The sequence below is a fragment of the Mesorhizobium silamurunense genome (assembly GCF_014843905.1).
Classification (GTDB): domain Bacteria; phylum Pseudomonadota; class Alphaproteobacteria; order Rhizobiales; family Rhizobiaceae; genus Mesorhizobium; species Mesorhizobium silamurunense.
The window spans coordinates 1-14,240 of sequence record NZ_LPVS01000050.1; the positions used below are offsets into that span (position 1 = coordinate 1).

Annotated in this window: 13 protein-coding genes and 1 pseudogene; 11 read left to right on the forward strand and 3 right to left on the reverse strand. The window is 63.7% G+C overall.

The window, feature by feature from the left end:
* Nucleotides 1-359: pseudogene (locus AU465_RS13525) on the reverse strand (flagellar biosynthetic protein FliO); the annotation flags it as partial.
* A 210-nt stretch (nucleotides 360-569) separates the two neighbouring features.
* On the opposite strand from AU465_RS13525, the gene cckA reads away from it, so the two are divergent.
* Together cckA and AU465_RS13535 are read left to right on the forward strand one after the other, a co-directional pair.
* The gene (gene cckA / locus AU465_RS13530) at nucleotides 570-3,149 is read left to right on the forward strand and encodes a cell cycle histidine kinase CckA (RefSeq protein WP_192247933.1); all 2,580 of its coding nucleotides are present in this window, start codon (nucleotides 570-572) and stop codon (nucleotides 3,147-3,149) included.
* Nucleotides 3,150-3,226: 77 nt separating this feature from the next.
* Nucleotides 3,227-3,934, forward strand: a complete 708-nt coding sequence (locus AU465_RS13535) for a purine-nucleoside phosphorylase (RefSeq protein ID WP_192247936.1) — start codon at nucleotides 3,227-3,229, stop codon at nucleotides 3,932-3,934.
* On the opposite strand, the gene AU465_RS13540 is transcribed toward AU465_RS13535, so the two are convergent.
* Nucleotides 3,931-4,236 (reverse strand): ribbon-helix-helix domain-containing protein, encoded by a 306-nt coding sequence (locus tag AU465_RS13540; RefSeq protein ID WP_192247939.1) that lies wholly within the window; start codon nucleotides 4,234-4,236, stop codon nucleotides 3,931-3,933. The genes AU465_RS13535 and AU465_RS13540 overlap by 4 nt on opposite strands.
* 236 nt (nucleotides 4,237-4,472) lie before the next feature.
* Between AU465_RS13540 and AU465_RS13545 the strand changes: the two genes are divergently transcribed.
* From AU465_RS13545 to AU465_RS13555, 3 genes are all read left to right on the forward strand, one after another.
* A complete protein-coding gene (locus AU465_RS13545; RefSeq protein WP_192247942.1) occupies nucleotides 4,473-4,868 on the forward strand; it encodes a VOC family protein in 396 nt (131 codons plus the stop codon).
* A gap of 78 nt (nucleotides 4,869-4,946) precedes the next feature.
* Nucleotides 4,947-5,495, forward strand: a complete 549-nt coding sequence (locus tag AU465_RS13550) for a gluconate 2-dehydrogenase subunit 3 family protein (RefSeq protein ID WP_192247945.1) — start codon at nucleotides 4,947-4,949, stop codon at nucleotides 5,493-5,495.
* A gap of 66 nt (nucleotides 5,496-5,561) precedes the next feature.
* The gene (locus tag AU465_RS13555; protein ID WP_192247948.1) at nucleotides 5,562-7,133 is read left to right on the forward strand and encodes a GMC family oxidoreductase; all 1,572 of its coding nucleotides are present in this window, start codon (nucleotides 5,562-5,564) and stop codon (nucleotides 7,131-7,133) included.
* Between the two features lie 102 nt (nucleotides 7,134-7,235).
* Here AU465_RS13555 and AU465_RS13560 read toward each other — a convergent pair whose 3' ends face one another.
* Nucleotides 7,236-7,625, reverse strand: a complete 390-nt coding sequence (locus tag AU465_RS13560) for a hypothetical protein (protein WP_192247951.1) — start codon at nucleotides 7,623-7,625, stop codon at nucleotides 7,236-7,238.
* Nucleotides 7,626-7,962: 337 nt separating this feature from the next.
* Between AU465_RS13560 and urtA the strand changes: the two genes are divergently transcribed.
* The 6 genes from urtA (at nucleotide 7,963) to AU465_RS13590 (ending at nucleotide 14,159) form a co-directional block, all read left to right on the forward strand.
* A complete protein-coding gene (gene urtA / locus AU465_RS13565) occupies nucleotides 7,963-9,243 on the forward strand; it encodes an urea ABC transporter substrate-binding protein (protein ID WP_246506083.1) in 1,281 nt (426 codons plus the stop codon).
* 117 nt (nucleotides 9,244-9,360) lie between these two features.
* Nucleotides 9,361-10,977 (forward strand): urea ABC transporter permease subunit UrtB, encoded by a 1,617-nt coding sequence (urtB, locus tag AU465_RS13570; RefSeq protein WP_192247957.1) that lies wholly within the window; start codon nucleotides 9,361-9,363, stop codon nucleotides 10,975-10,977.
* The gene (urtC, locus tag AU465_RS13575; RefSeq protein WP_192247960.1) at nucleotides 10,974-12,197 is read left to right on the forward strand and encodes an urea ABC transporter permease subunit UrtC; all 1,224 of its coding nucleotides are present in this window, start codon (nucleotides 10,974-10,976) and stop codon (nucleotides 12,195-12,197) included. The genes urtB and urtC overlap by 4 nt, the downstream gene beginning before the upstream one ends.
* A 6-nt stretch (nucleotides 12,198-12,203) precedes the next feature.
* The gene (gene urtD / locus AU465_RS13580; RefSeq protein ID WP_192247962.1) at nucleotides 12,204-12,950 is read left to right on the forward strand and encodes an urea ABC transporter ATP-binding protein UrtD; all 747 of its coding nucleotides are present in this window, start codon (nucleotides 12,204-12,206) and stop codon (nucleotides 12,948-12,950) included.
* 73 nt (nucleotides 12,951-13,023) lie between these two features.
* Nucleotides 13,024-13,719, forward strand: coding sequence for an urea ABC transporter ATP-binding subunit UrtE (gene urtE / locus AU465_RS13585; protein WP_192247965.1), 696 nt, complete (start codon nucleotides 13,024-13,026; stop codon nucleotides 13,717-13,719).
* Nucleotides 13,720-13,982: 263 nt separating this feature from the next.
* The gene (locus AU465_RS13590; RefSeq protein WP_192247968.1) at nucleotides 13,983-14,159 is read left to right on the forward strand and encodes a hypothetical protein; all 177 of its coding nucleotides are present in this window, start codon (nucleotides 13,983-13,985) and stop codon (nucleotides 14,157-14,159) included.
* Nucleotides 14,160-14,240: the final 81 nt, after the last annotated feature.

Sequence of the window (14,240 nt, forward strand, 5' to 3'; positions counted from 1 at the left end):
GGGCGCGGCGCGGCGGCCTGCTGCTGGCCGCTGTCGCCGGTCAGCGCCGGGCGGCGGGGTGCTGCCAGCCTTATGTCGCGTTCGACGACGACATCCGTCGGGCCGCCGATGAGGATCAGGTGTTCGATATCGTCGCGCCGCACCAGCACCAGCCGGCGGTGGCTGTCGACAGCGGTGGCGTCCATGACGGCGAGCCGCGTCTTGCGGTTCCTGCCGCCGGCAACGAAGGTGCCGAAAGTCAGGTTGCGGACCACCTTGATGACGAGGAGGACGACGACCAGCAGGATAAGGGCTGCAAACGTCCACAGGATTGCTGCGACATAACCCGGACCCGCCACGCTATCCAGCCACTGCAGCATCGGTGCACCCAATCGCCTTCTTGAGGTGAGGCGACACTAGACCTTAGGGACTAGCCGCCGCAAGGCGGCATCACCCATCGTGAACAGTTTGAAACATGAATCGTTGATTTTATCGGACATTTGCCGCCGGGGCCTTTTCCGCTACAGGAGAATGTGATTCAACCGGCCGTTCGCGGGTGTCGGGGCATCGGAATCACGAGCAGGGGGCACATGGCCAAGGAAACGCGCGGCGATTTCTATCCGGTACCGATCGTCGACCAAAACACGCGTCCGGGCGCCGTCGCCAGGCTCATCGTCTTCATCGTCGTCTTGACCGGCGCAGCGGTCGTCTTCGGGTTGTTCCGCGAGCGCCTCGGCGATCCGTTCCTGCTCGGCATGCTGGGCGTGCTCGCCATGATCGGCGTCGGCTTTCTGTTCGCGACGGCTATCGGCTTCGTGCAGATCGCCCCGCGTTCGACCGGCGACGAGCTGTCCAAAGCCTTCGTCGATTCGATGTCGCAAGGTCTCCTGGTCACCGACACCAAGGGTCGCGTTATCTACGCCAACCGGGCCTACGCCGACATGACGGGCGCCGCTTCGGCGGCGGACCTCAAGACGGTCGAAGGGCTGCTTTCGGATGTTCCCGAGGCCTCGATGACCATCTACCGGCTGGCGTCCGGACTGCGCGACGGCCAGGCCGGCGACGGTGAATTCCGCCTGGCGCAGTCGATCAAGCCCGGGGCCGAGCCCGGCGCGCGCTGGTACCGCGCCCGGGCCCGCGCCTTCAACGTGCCGGGTCAGCGGCTGCCGATGCTTGCCTGGCAGATCGCCGACATCTCGCAGGAGCGGGCGGAGCAGGAGCGGTTCTTCCTCGACCTGCAAAAGGCGATAGACCATCTCGACCACGCGCCGGCCGGCTTCTTCTCGGCCGACCAGGAAGGCCGCGTCACCTATATCAACGCCACACTTGCCGAATGGCTGGGCATCGACCTTGCCAGCTTCACTCCGGGCGCGGTCACGCTGCCGGAGATCGTCGCCGGCGACGGCATGGCGCTCGTCCGCTCGGTCAAGGCGGATCCCGGCACCACGCGCAATGCCGTCATCGACCTCGATCTCACGACAATGAGCGGCCAGGCGCTTCCGGTCCGCTTCATGCACCGCGTTTCGGCAAGCCGCGAAGGGGTGAACGGGCCGACCCGCACCATCGTGCTCAACCGCACCCAGGGCGAGGATGCTTCCGCGGACCTCCGCGCCTCGGAGGTCCGCTTCACCCGCTTCTTCAACTCGACGCCGATGGCGATTGCCGGCGTCGATCCCGGCGGGCGCATCCTGCGCACCAACGCGCCGTTCCTGTCGCTGTTTTCGTCCGTCGTCGACCGCGACGCAGTCGACCGGCGCGTGCGCTTCGAGACCGTGGTGCATGAGCGCGACCGGCCGGCCTTTGCCGCCGCCTTCGAGAAGGCGCGGCAGCGGCAGGCCAATATCGAGCCGATCGACTCGCTGCTGCCCGGCCATGAGGAGCGCCACATCCGCTTCTACGTCAATGCGGTCGCTGACGGCGCCGGCGAGGGAGCAGAGGAATCGGCCATAGTCTACGCCGTCGAGACCACCGAGCAGAAGGCGCTCGAGGGCCAGATGGCGCAGAGCCAGAAGATGCAGGCGGTCGGCCAGCTTGCCGGCGGCATCGCGCACGACTTCAACAACGTGCTTACCGCCATCATCATGGCGTCGGACCTTCTGCTCACCAATCACCGGCCGTCGGACCCGTCCTTCCCCGACATCATGAACATCAAGCAGAACGCCAACCGCGCGGCGTCGCTTGTCAGGCAATTGCTCGCCTTCTCGCGCAAGCAGACCTTGCGGCCGGAAGTGCTCAACCTGACCGATGTGCTTGCCGATCTTCGGATGCTGCTTGCCCGCCTGGTCGGCAACGACATCAGGCTGAAGATCGACCACGGCCGCGATCTGTGGCCCGTCAAGGTCGACATCGGCCAGTTCGAGCAGGTGGTGGTCAATCTCGCCGTCAACGCACGCGACGCGATGCCGGCCGGCGGCGACCTTACCGTGCACACCCGCAACGTCATGGCCGAAGAGTGCAAATCCTTCGCCTATCGCGAGCTTGCGCCGGCCGACTACGTTCTCGTCGAGGTCGAGGACACCGGCAGCGGCATCGCGCCGGACGTGCTGAAGAAGATCTTCGAACCCTTCTTCACCACCAAGGAGGTCGGCAAGGGCACAGGCCTCGGTCTCTCGATGGTCTACGGCATCATCAAGCAGACCGGCGGCTTCATCTACTGCGATTCCGAGGTCGGCAAGGGGACGGTGTTCCGTATCTTCCTGCCGCGCCACGTCGCCGAGGTGAAGAAGGCGAGCGAGCCGGTCGACGCCGCGGCGGCCGCCGCCACGTCGGCCAAGTCGGCCGATACCGCCAAGGATCTCTCCGGTTCTGCGACCGTGCTTCTGGTCGAGGACGAGGATGCCGTTCGCATGGGTGGCGTGCGGGCGTTGACCTCACGCGGTTACACAGTGCACGAGGCGTCTTCCGGCGTCGAGGCGCTGGAGGTCTTCGAGGCCCTCGGCGGCAAGGTCGACATCGTCGTGTCCGATGTGGTGATGCCGGAAATGGACGGCCCGACGCTGCTTGGCGAGCTGCGCAAGCGGCAGCCGGACATCAAGTTCGTCTTCGTTTCCGGCTATGCCGAGGACGCCTTCGCCAGAAACCTGCCGGCCGACGCGCATTTCGGCTTCCTGCCCAAGCCCTTCTCGCTCAAGCAACTGGCGACGATCGTCAAGGACGTGCTGGAATCCTAAAACAGCTAGCGCTTGCACATTGCTGCGACCCTGCCATGATGGAGATAGGATGGGTCCTATCATGGGGGTGATAGCGCGTGACGCCGCACATCGAGGCGGGCAGGGGAGATTACGCCGAAACGGTGCTGCTGCCGGGCGACCCCGAGCGCGCTCAATGGATGGCGGAAACTTTTCTCGAGGCGCCACGCTGCGTCAATCGCCGCCGGGGCGCGCTTGGCTTCACCGGCCTGTTCCGCGGCAAGCCGGTCAGCATCCAGGCGACCGGCATCGGGGTCTCGTCCTTTCTGATCTATGCCTACGAGCTGCTTGATTATCATGGCGTCAAGACGCTGATCCGCACAGGAACATGCGGCGCGCTGTCCGAGAACGTTCCGCTGCGGGGCCTGGTCGTTTCCAGCGCCGTACGCGCCGAGGGGGCGATCAGCGGGCAGGTGTTCGGACTGTACCAGCCGGCGGGGCCCGATGAGGCGCTTCATGCGCTGGCGCTGCAGCGGGCCGCCGATCTCGGCATAGCCTGCAGCGCCGGGCTGACGGTCTGCAGCGACGTCTTCCATCATCCCGACGGCCGCGCCCGGTTCGACGAGCCCAGGGCGCTCGGCGCGCTGGCGGTCGATATGGAAACCAGCGCGCTCTACCGCATCTCGGCGCGGTTCGGCGCGCGCGCGTTGTCGCTGCTTACCGTGGTCGACCACGTCGCCACGGACGAGCAGACCGACTATTCCGAACGCCAGGCGTTGTTCGCCGACATGACGCGCCTGGCGCTCGAAGTGGCCGTGGAGAGCTAGGCAGCTACCTGTTTCAGCGCAGCTTGCTCTGTCGCGGTCGGCCGGTGACCGCGCAGATAGAGCGCGCAGGTCGTGCGCAGCATCGAAGCGAAGTTCGGAATCTGGCCGTTGATCTCGATCGCCTCGTCATAGAGCGTCGAGATGAATTTGGGCGTCGTCAGGCCCTGGCTTTCGGCGATCTCGTCGAGCAGCGCCCAGAACGTCGCCTCAAGCTGGATGCTCGTCGAATGCCCGTCGATCCGGATCGACCGGTTGATCTGCCGGTAGCCTTCCGGATCCTGTCCGGCAAAGACCCTGCACATCGTTACCTCCCGTTCTTGTTGGTCTTGGGCGCCGATTGGGTGATTGGCGCCTTTTGAACACTGCCTGCGCTTTCATCTTCGGCCTGACAAACCGTGTCGGCAATCGGACTTTCGTCCTTAAAACTGGCGCGACACTACCCGTTTTCCGGCCGCATGCGTGGTAATCGGCTGCCACCACCTTTTTTCGCCGGCGCGCATAATCGGCTTCGAAACCACGAAAAGCTGCGGAGTCCGATTTGGCGAAGGCGATCCATACCATGATCCGGGTTCTCGACGAGGCCCGATCCGTCGATTTCTACAGCAAGGCCTTCGGCCTCGATGTCGCGCAGCGGCTCGATTTCGAGACTTTCACGCTGATCTATCTCAGCAATGCCGATGCTCCATTCGAGGTCGAGCTGACGGTCAACAAGGGACGCATGGAGCCTTATGCGCTGGGCGACGGCTATGGTCATCTCGCCGTCTCCGTCGCCGATCTCGACAGCGAGCACGACCGGCTCGGCGCGCTCGGCCTCAACCCGAAGAAGATCGTGGAGTTCAACCGCGACGGAGCGCTCATCGCCCGCTTCTTCTTCATCGAGGACCCCGACGGCTACAAGATCGAGGTCCTGCAGCGAGGAGGGCGCTTCCAATAGGGGACAAATGCCGCGCGGACCGACGCGGCGCCAGCATCGGCACTCGCCAGAGTGCGAACAGCAAGCAGGGAGGAAACTATGGTCACGATCTATGAGAGGAAGCAGCCCCAAGAAAGGAAACTTGGCCTTTCGCGGCGCGAGCTTCTCAAGCGCGGCGGCGCAGGCGCGCTGCTCATCATTTCCGGCAGCGCCGTCATCAGCCCCGAACATGCCTGGGGGCTGGAAACCTCGGCGCTGAAGCCCGAGACGATGGCGACACTGATCCAGGTGGCGCGCGACATCTATCCGCATGATCAGGTGCCGGACAAATATTACGCCATTGCCGTCAAGGGTCATGACGAGACGGCAGCCAAGGATCCGGCCCACAAGGAGCTGATCGAGAAGGGCATCGCCGATCTCGACAAGAAGGCTGGTGAGGGCGGTTATCGCGGGCTTGGCTGGGAAGAGCAGCGGGTCGCACTGCTCAAGGAGATCGAGAAGACGCCGTTCTTCCAGGCGGTGCGCGGCGGCCTTGTGGTCAGCCTCTACAACCAGAAGGAGGTGTGGCCGATCTTCGGTTACGAGGGCGAGTCCTATTCCAAGGGTGGTTACATCGCGCGCGGCTTCAACGACATCGAGTGGCTCTGAGCCGCTTTGTGCCAAACCGCGTTTGACCGATTGAACCGCTTTTGACCGATTTCATGGGAGGAAACCATGGCAGCACAATTTGATCTCAAGAACGACGGCGTGGTCGTCATCATCGGCTCGGGCGCCGGCGGCGGCACGCTCGGCAACGAGTTGGCGCAGAAAGGCATCGACGTCGTCATCCTCGAAGCGGGCGCCCGCCACGAATACGAGGACTTCGTCAATGACGAGTGGGATTCCTTTGCCCAACTTGCCTGGAAGGACAAGCGCGCCACCTCCGGCGACTGGCGCGTGGCGAAGGATTTCCCGAACCTGCCAGCCTGGATCGTCAAGTCGGTCGGCGGCTCGACCACGCACTGGGCGGGCGCGTCGCTGCGCTTCCAGGAGCACGAGTTCAAGACGCTTTCGACCTACGGCAAGGTGAAGGGCGCGAACCTTGTCGACTGGCCCGTGACGCTCGCCGAGATGGAGCCCTATTACGCCAAGGCCGAAGCCAAGATGGGTGTGACCGGCACCAACAACTGGCCGCGCCTGCCCGGCAACAACAACTTCAAGGTGCTCAAGGCCGGCGCCGACAAGCTCGGCTACAAGGAATGCCACACCGGCAACATGGCCATCAATTCGGTTGAGCGCGACGACCGCAACTCCTGTCAGCAGACAGGCTTCTGCTTCCAGGGCTGCAAATGGGCCGCCAAATGGTCGACGCTCTACACCGAGATTCCGAAGGGTGAAGCGACCGGCCATCTCGAGGTCCGGCCGAATTCGATGGTCATCAAGATCAACCATGATGCCTCGGGCAAGGTGACCGGCGTCGTCTATGCCGACAAGGACGGCAAGCTGCAGGAACAGAAGGCCCGGATCGTCGCGGTCGCCGGCAATTCGATCGAAAGCCCGCGCCTGCTGCTCAACTCCGAATCGAGCAAGTTCCCACACGGGCTTGCCAATTCGTCGGGGCAGGTGGGCAAGAACTATATGCGCCACACGACCGGCTCGGTCTACGCCATCTTCGACAAGCCGGTGCATATGTATCGCGGCACGACCATGGCCGGCATCATCCGCGACGAGGCGCGCCACGATCCTTCGCGCGGCTTCGTCGGCGGCTACGAGATGGAGACGCTATCGCTCGGTCTGCCGTTCATGGCGGCCTTCCTCAATCCCGGCGGCTGGGGCCGCTCCTTCACCACGGCGCTCGACCACTACGACCACATGGCGGGCCTGTGGATCGTCGGCGAGGACATGCCGCGCGAGGAGAACCGCATCACGCTGCACAAGGACGAAAAGGACGAGCACGGCATGCCGATCGCCGACGTCCATTTCGACGACCATGCCAACGACACGGCAATGCGTGATCACGCCTACAAGCAAGGCCAGGCGCTCTACGCGGCTGTTGGAGCGACACGAACCTTCCCGACGCCGCCTTATCCCTCAACCCACAATCTCGGCACCAACCGGATGAGCGAGAAGCCGGCCGACGGCGTCGTCAACAAGCACGGCCAGGCGCACGACATCAAGAACCTGTTCGTCTCCGACGGCAGTCAATTTACCACCGGCGGCGCCGAAAACCCGACACTGACGATAGTGTCGCTGGCCATCCGCCAGGCCGACTACATAGCCGCACAGATGTCGGCGAAAAGCATCTAGTTCCACCTCCCGGCTGCCTGCTGGCGCGGGACCCGATCGGGTTCCGCGCCTTTTTTGTCAGGGGGGCGGAATCGGTCAGGGGCGGCTGCGGACGGGCCGCCGCTATCCCTTGGTGCAGGTCGACGCCGTGAAGGCGCCGTCGGGCTGCTTCATGATGATGTCGAAGGACGGGCTGCCCGGGCCGTCGAGTGTCGCCTGCGTCGTCGAGATCGAATTGCCGCCGCTGGTGTAGCCGCCGACAGGACCGAGCCAACTGATCTCGCCATTGGGATTCATCTGGTAATTGTAGGCCTGTGGCGCTGCGCCGAAGGTCACTGGACCGCTGTAAAGATCACCCTTGATGGTGATGTCGCCGAGATTGATGAACATGCCGAGCAGATAGACCTCGCAGTGATAGGTCCCGTCGGGCAGCTTGCCGTCTGTGAAATCTGCGCGGGCACCGCCGGCGGCGGACGCGAGAAGCAGGAAGCTCAGGATGATTCGTAAAGCCATGACGTCGCTCGTTTGCGCGGCGACCTTGCCCTATTTTGCCACCGTCTCGCAACCGCCGGCAAATTGCGGTATGCCAAGCTTAGATTAAAGTTTGGGCATTTTTACCATTTGAGCAAAATCTGGGCAGATATGCGCAAAGTTTTCTCAATCCGTCCGCGCCCGAAGAGTCCCGATATGTTCGACGGCTATGTGATAACCGATTGTAAACACTGATCTATCGCTCCGCACCCTGCCACGCTGCCGTGTTTGGCACGTCGCTTGCACCGCTATGTTGCGATGCAAAACAACCAGCTTGGGAGCGTGGAACATGAGGGGTAATTTCTCGACAATAACAAAAATGTTTTCGGCCGGCGTGATCGCTGCCGGCCTGTCGATGTCGGTGCCCGCCAAGGCCGCCGACGACACGATCAAGGTCGGCATCCTCCATTCGCTGTCGGGGACCATGGCGATTTCGGAGACGACGCTGAAGGACGTCATGCTGATGCTGATCGAGGAGCAGAACGCCAAGGGCGGCCTGCTCGGCAAGAAGCTCGAGGCGGTCGTCGTCGATCCGGCTTCCAACTGGCCGCTGTTCGCCGAAAAGGCGCGCGAGCTGATCTCCAAGGACAAGGTGGCGGCGGTGTTCGGCTGCTGGACCTCGGTGTCGCGCAAGTCGGTGCTGCCGGTGTTCAGCGAGCTCGACAACATCCTGTTCTATCCCGTCCAGTACGAGGGCGAGGAGAGCGAGCGCAACGTCTTCTATACCGGTGCCGCGCCGAACCAGCAGGCCATTCCGGCCGTCGACTATCTGATGAGCGCCGATGGCGGCTCGGTGAAGCGCTGGGTGCTCGAAGGCACCGACTACGTCTATCCGCGCACCACCAACAAGATCCTCGAGGCGTACCTCAAGTCCAAGGGCGTGCCGGCCGAGGACATCATGGTCAACTACACGCCGTTCGGCTTCTCCGACTGGCAGACCGAGGTTTCGGCGATCAAGAAGTTCGGTTCGGCCGGCAAGAAGACGGCGGTCGTGTCGACGGTCAACGGCGACGCCAACGTGCCGTTCTACAAGGAACTCGGCAACCAGGGCATCAAGGCCGAGGACATCCCGGTCATGGCGTTCTCGGTCGGCGAGGAAGAACTGGCCGGCCTCGACACCGGTCCGCTGGTCGGCCATCTCGCCGCCTGGAACTATTTCGAGAGCGTCGACACGCCCGAGAACAAGAAGTTCATCGACGACTGGCACAAGTTTATCAAGAACGACAAGCGCACCACCAACGACCCGATGGAAGCCCATTACATCGGCTTCAACATGTGGGTGAAGGCCGTCGAGAAGGCCGGCACCACCGATCCGGACAAGGTGATCGACGCCATGGTCGGCGTGTCGGTGCCGAACCTGACCGGCGGCTATTCGACGATGATGCCGAACCACCACATCACCAAGCCGGTGCTGATCGGCGAAATCCAGGCCGACGGCCAGTTCGAGACCGTCTCGCAGACGCCGGGCCTAGTGATGGGCGACGAATGGTCCGACTACCTGCCGGATTCCAAGGACTTGATCTCCGATTGGCGCGCGCCGCTCAGCTGCGGCAACTTCAACGTCGCCACCGGCAAGTGCGGCGGCAAGGGCACCAACTGATCCTCCCAGGTCTGTCGGATCGCGGAGTGGCCCCACGATCCGAGACCGCAGCCTGGGCGGGCCAATCCTCCGGCCCGCCCAGGCAATCTTCAAACCTTTGAGAACAGCTCGAAGACGATGAACTTGCTGCGCGCGATTGGACTGTTGCTGCTGCTGACAATGGCAAGTCTGTTGCCGTCGAGCGCGGCCGAAGCCGATCTCCGGGCAATCATCGCCAAATTCGCGACTGCCACCAACTTTTCGGCCACTGAGGCCGTCGTGCGCGAACTGGCCACGAGCGGCGATCCGGCCGTCGAGCGCCCGCTTTCGGCGCTCGCCGACGGCAATCTCTACATCCGCAAGGCCGATTCCCAGGTCTTCGTCGGCAAGGAGGCGGGTGACGGCATCGAAGTGCTCGATCCGCTGAGCGGCGAGAAGGCGGCCGACGCGGCCAAAGCCGACCTCACCAAGATCAAGGTCAACAATAGCCTGCGCCGCGTCATCCGCGATGCGCTGGGCACGCTGACGCTACGGGCCAAGGATGCGAGCGTGCGCCTTGCCGCGGCTGCGACCATGTTCAAGACGCCCGGCGCGGCGAACATCGAACCGCTTGACGCCGCCATCGCCGCCGAGACCGATGCCAGCGTCAAGGTCCTGTTCGAACAGGCGCGTGCGGCGTCGGTTCTGGTTTCGGACAAGCCCGAAGCCGACAAGCTGGCCGCCGTCTCGGTCATCGCGGCGCGCGGCGACCGCGATGCGCTTTCCCTGCTGACGTCGGTCGAGGCCGGCGCCCAGGGCACCGTCAAGGAGGCTGCGAGCGCCGCCGTCAGTCGCATTAATTCGACGCTGGCGCTGTGGGATGCCGGCCAGAACATCTGGTACGGCATCTCGCTCGGATCGGTGCTGCTGCTTGCCGCGATCGGGCTCGCCATCACCTTCGGCGTCATGGGCGTCATCAACATGGCGCATGGCGAGATGGTGATGCTCGGCGCCTATACCACCTTCGTCGTCCAGCAGGTGATCCGTACCTCATTCCCGGGCCTGTTCGACTGGTCGCTGGTCATCGCGCTGCCGCTCGCCTTCCTGGTTGCGGCGCTGGTCGGGCTTGCCATCGAGCGCGGCATCATCCGCTTCCTCTATGGCCGCCCGCTGGAAACGCTTTTGGCCACCTGGGGCGTTTCGCTGATCCTGCAGCAGGCGGTGCGCACCATCTTCGGGCCGACCAACCAGGAGGTCGGCAATCCGTCCTGGATGTCTGGCTCTTTCGATGTCGGCCAACTTGCGATCACCTGGAACCGGCTGTGGATCCTGGTGTTCGCGCTCGCCGTGTTCGCGGTGCTGCTCTACGTCATGAAGCGCACGCCCTGGGGGCTGCAGATGCGCGCCGTCACCGCCAACCGCCGCATGGCTGCTTCGATGGGCATCCGCACGCCATGGGTTGACGCGCTGACCTTCGCGCTCGGCTCCGGCATTGCAGGCATTGCCGGCGTGGCGCTCAGCCAGATCGACAATGTCTCGCCCAATCTCGGCCGCGGCTACATCATCGACAGCTTCATGGTCGTCGTCTTCGGCGGCGTCGGCAATCTCTGGGGCACGCTGGTCGGCGCCTTCTCGCTCGGCATCGTCAACAAGGTCCTCGAGCCCTACGCCGGCGCCGTGCTCGGCAAGATCGTCGTGCTGGTGCTGATCATCCTGTTCATCCAAAAACGCCCGCGCGGCCTGTTCGCGCTCAAGGGCAGGGCGGTGGAAGCATGATCACGCAGCGTTTCTTCGGTGCCGACCGTCGCATCGCGATCACCGTCCTGGTCCTGCTGGCAGCGGCCGTCATCGTGCCGCTGCTCAACCTTGCGGTTTCGCCGACGAGTGCCTTCTATATCCCGCCTTACATCGTCGCGTTGGTCGGCAAGTATCTCTGCTATGCGCTGCTCGCCTTGGCGCTCGATCTCGTCTGGGGCTATTGCGGCATCCTCTCGCTCGGCCATGGCGCCTTCTTCGCGCTCGGAGGCTATGCGATGGGCATGTATCTGATGCGCCAGATCGGCTCGCGCGGCGTCTACGGCAACCCGATCCTGCCGGATTTCATGGTGTTCCTGAACTACAAGGAGCTGCCCTGGTTCTGGTACGGCTTCGACCATTTCTGGTTTGCGGCACTCATGGTGCTGGCGGTGCCCGGACTGCTCGCCTTCGTGTTCGGCTGGTTCGCCTTCCGCAGCCGCGTCACGGGTGTGTACCTCTCGATCATCACCCAGGCGATGACCTACGCGCTGCTGCTTGCCTTCTTCCGCAACGACATGGGTTTTGGCGGCAACAACGGCCTGACCGATTTCAAGGACATTCTCGGCTTCAACGTGCAAGCCAACGCGACGCGTTCGGCGCTGTTTGCAGCGAGTGCGGTCACGCTTGCGCTCGCGGTTCTTCTCACCGCGGCGATCGTGCGCTCCAAATATGGCAAGCTCCTGATGGCGGTGCGCGACGCCGAGAGCCGCACGCGCTTCCTCGGCTGGCGGGCGGAGAACGTCAAGCTGTTCGCCTTCACCGTCTCGGCGATCATGGCCGGCATTGGCGGGGCGCTCTACGTGCCGCAGGTAGGCATCATCAATCCCGGCGAGTTCGACCCGGCCAACTCGATCGAGGTGGTGATCTGGACCGCTGTCGGCGGGCGCGGCACCATTGTCGGTCCGATCGTCGGCGCGCTCCTCGTCAACGCCGGCAAATCCTGGTTCACCGGCGTGCTGCCGGAATTCTGGCTGTTCGCGCTGGGCGGATTGTTCGTCGCCGTCACGCTCTTCCTGCCCAAGGGCATCGTCGGCATGTGGGATTCGTGGCACGGCAGGGCCAAGGCGCTGCGCGCGGCCTCGCTCGCCGCGGAAGCCGGCGCCGATCCGGAAGAACCTCCAGCCAAGATCGTGCGCTCGGCCGCACGAACGCCAGGCGCCTGGTCCGCCTCCGGTCCCGAACCGCAGCCGGCGGAGTGAGCGATCATGAGCAAGTCGAACACCATCCTCTATCTCGACGGCGTCTCGGTTTCCTTCGACGGTTTTCGCGCCATCAACAATCTGTCGCTGGTGCTCGACAAGGGCGAGATGCGCGCGATCATCGGCCCCAACGGCGCCGGCAAGACGACGATGATGGACATCGTCACCGGCAAGACGCGGCCGGACGAGGGCGAGGTGTTCTTCGACGGCCAGGTCGACCTGACCAGGCACGACGAGGCTGAGATCGCCATGATGGGCATCGGCCGCAAATTCCAGAAGCCGACGGTCTTCGAGAGCCACAGCGTCGAGGACAATCTGATGCTGGCGCTGAAAGGGCCGCGCTCGATCTTCCCGGCCCTGTTCCATCACCGTTCGACCGCCGAAACGCAGCGCATCGACGACATCCTCGGCATCATCCGTCTCGGCGACAAGCGCGGCGAGCTTGCCGCCAATCTCAGCCACGGCCAGAAGCAGTGGCTGGAGATCGGCATGCTCTTGGCGCAGGACCCGAAGCTGCTGCTCGTCGACGAGCCTGTCGCCGGAATGACGGACGCCGAAACCGAGGAAACCGCACGGCTGCTCAAGGATATCGCCCGCGATCACTCTGTGATCGTCGTCGAGCACGACATGCATTTCGTGCGCGAGCTCGGCGTCAAGGTCACCTGCCTGCACGAGGGCTCCGTGCTGTCGGAAGGCACTCTCGATTTCGTTTCGGCCGACGAGCGCGTCGTCGAAGTCTATCTGGGGCGGTGAGCATGGTCTGGCGGGTTCCGTTCTGCCGGTTCGATTTCGCTTTTCTGAAGCGCTGGAGAAGGAGGATCTGACCATGCTCGAAGTCTCCAATGCCACGCTCCACTATGGCGCCGCGCAGGCGCTGCGCGGCGTTTCGCTGAAGGCCGGCGCGGGCAAGATCACCTGCGTGCTCGGCCGCAACGGCGTCGGCAAGACCAGTTTGATGAGATCGATCGTCGGCCATCACCGGCTGACGAGCGGAAGCGTTGCCTTCGAGGGGAAGGCGCTCGACCGGAGCGCGGCGTATGACCGCGCCCGGTCGGGCATCGCATTCGTGCCGCAGGGCAGGGAAATCTTTCCCCTGCTCACGGTGCGCGAAAACCTGGAATCGGGCTTCGCGCCGCTGAGGCGCGGCGACCGCAACATTCCGGCGCATGTCTTCGAGCTGTTCCCGGTGCTGAAGCAGATGCTGGGCCGCCGCGGCGGCGACCTGTCCGGCGGCCAGCAGCAGCAGCTCGCCATCGGCCGCGCGCTGGTGATGCGGCCGAAGCTGCTCGTGCTCGACGAGCCGACCGAAGGCATCCAGCCCTCGATCATCAAGGACATTGGCCGCGCCATCCGCTATCTGCGCGACCAGGCTGGGATCGCGGTGCTTCTGGTCGAGCAGTATCTCGACTTCTGCCGTGAGCTTGCCGACGAGGTCAACATCATGGACCGCGGCCGGATCGTGCACACCGGGCCGGCCGAGGACCTCGATCGGGCGGATGTGCGGAAGTTCCTTACAGTCTAAACCGGCGGCTCGACTTCAGGCGAGCCCGTGAACCGATAGCAAACCAAATATTTCTCCGACCCGGTCCTTCCTAACTCTGGCGCGTGTGGAGCCGCGTGCTAGTCTTTTCTTGGCCTTGGTGAGTCGGCCGCTTTCCGTATCAGTCGCGAATGAGGGGAAGGGGGCGGGCCCGGTCGCAAGTTCCACGCAAGCAAACCTGCCTAGCTTTCCCAAGAGTGATTGTCGGTCGATGCGTCCAACAAAGAACTTGCCAGGGGAAGGCGATGGAACGTTTTGTCGAGGACTATCAGAAGGGACGCCTCACTGAACGCGTGGATATCATGACGGCGATCAACATCCTGATGTCGCAAGGCTACGACGAGGACGATCTGCTCGGAGAAATAACCAAGGTCTTTTACGTCGATCTCGACGCCTATAACGAAGTGATGGGGCGACACTGACGGCGTGCGCTTTAAGTCTTTGTTTTGATGCATGTCGTCCTCCCAAAACCGCTGTGCACTTTTGGGCGACATGCATTAAGC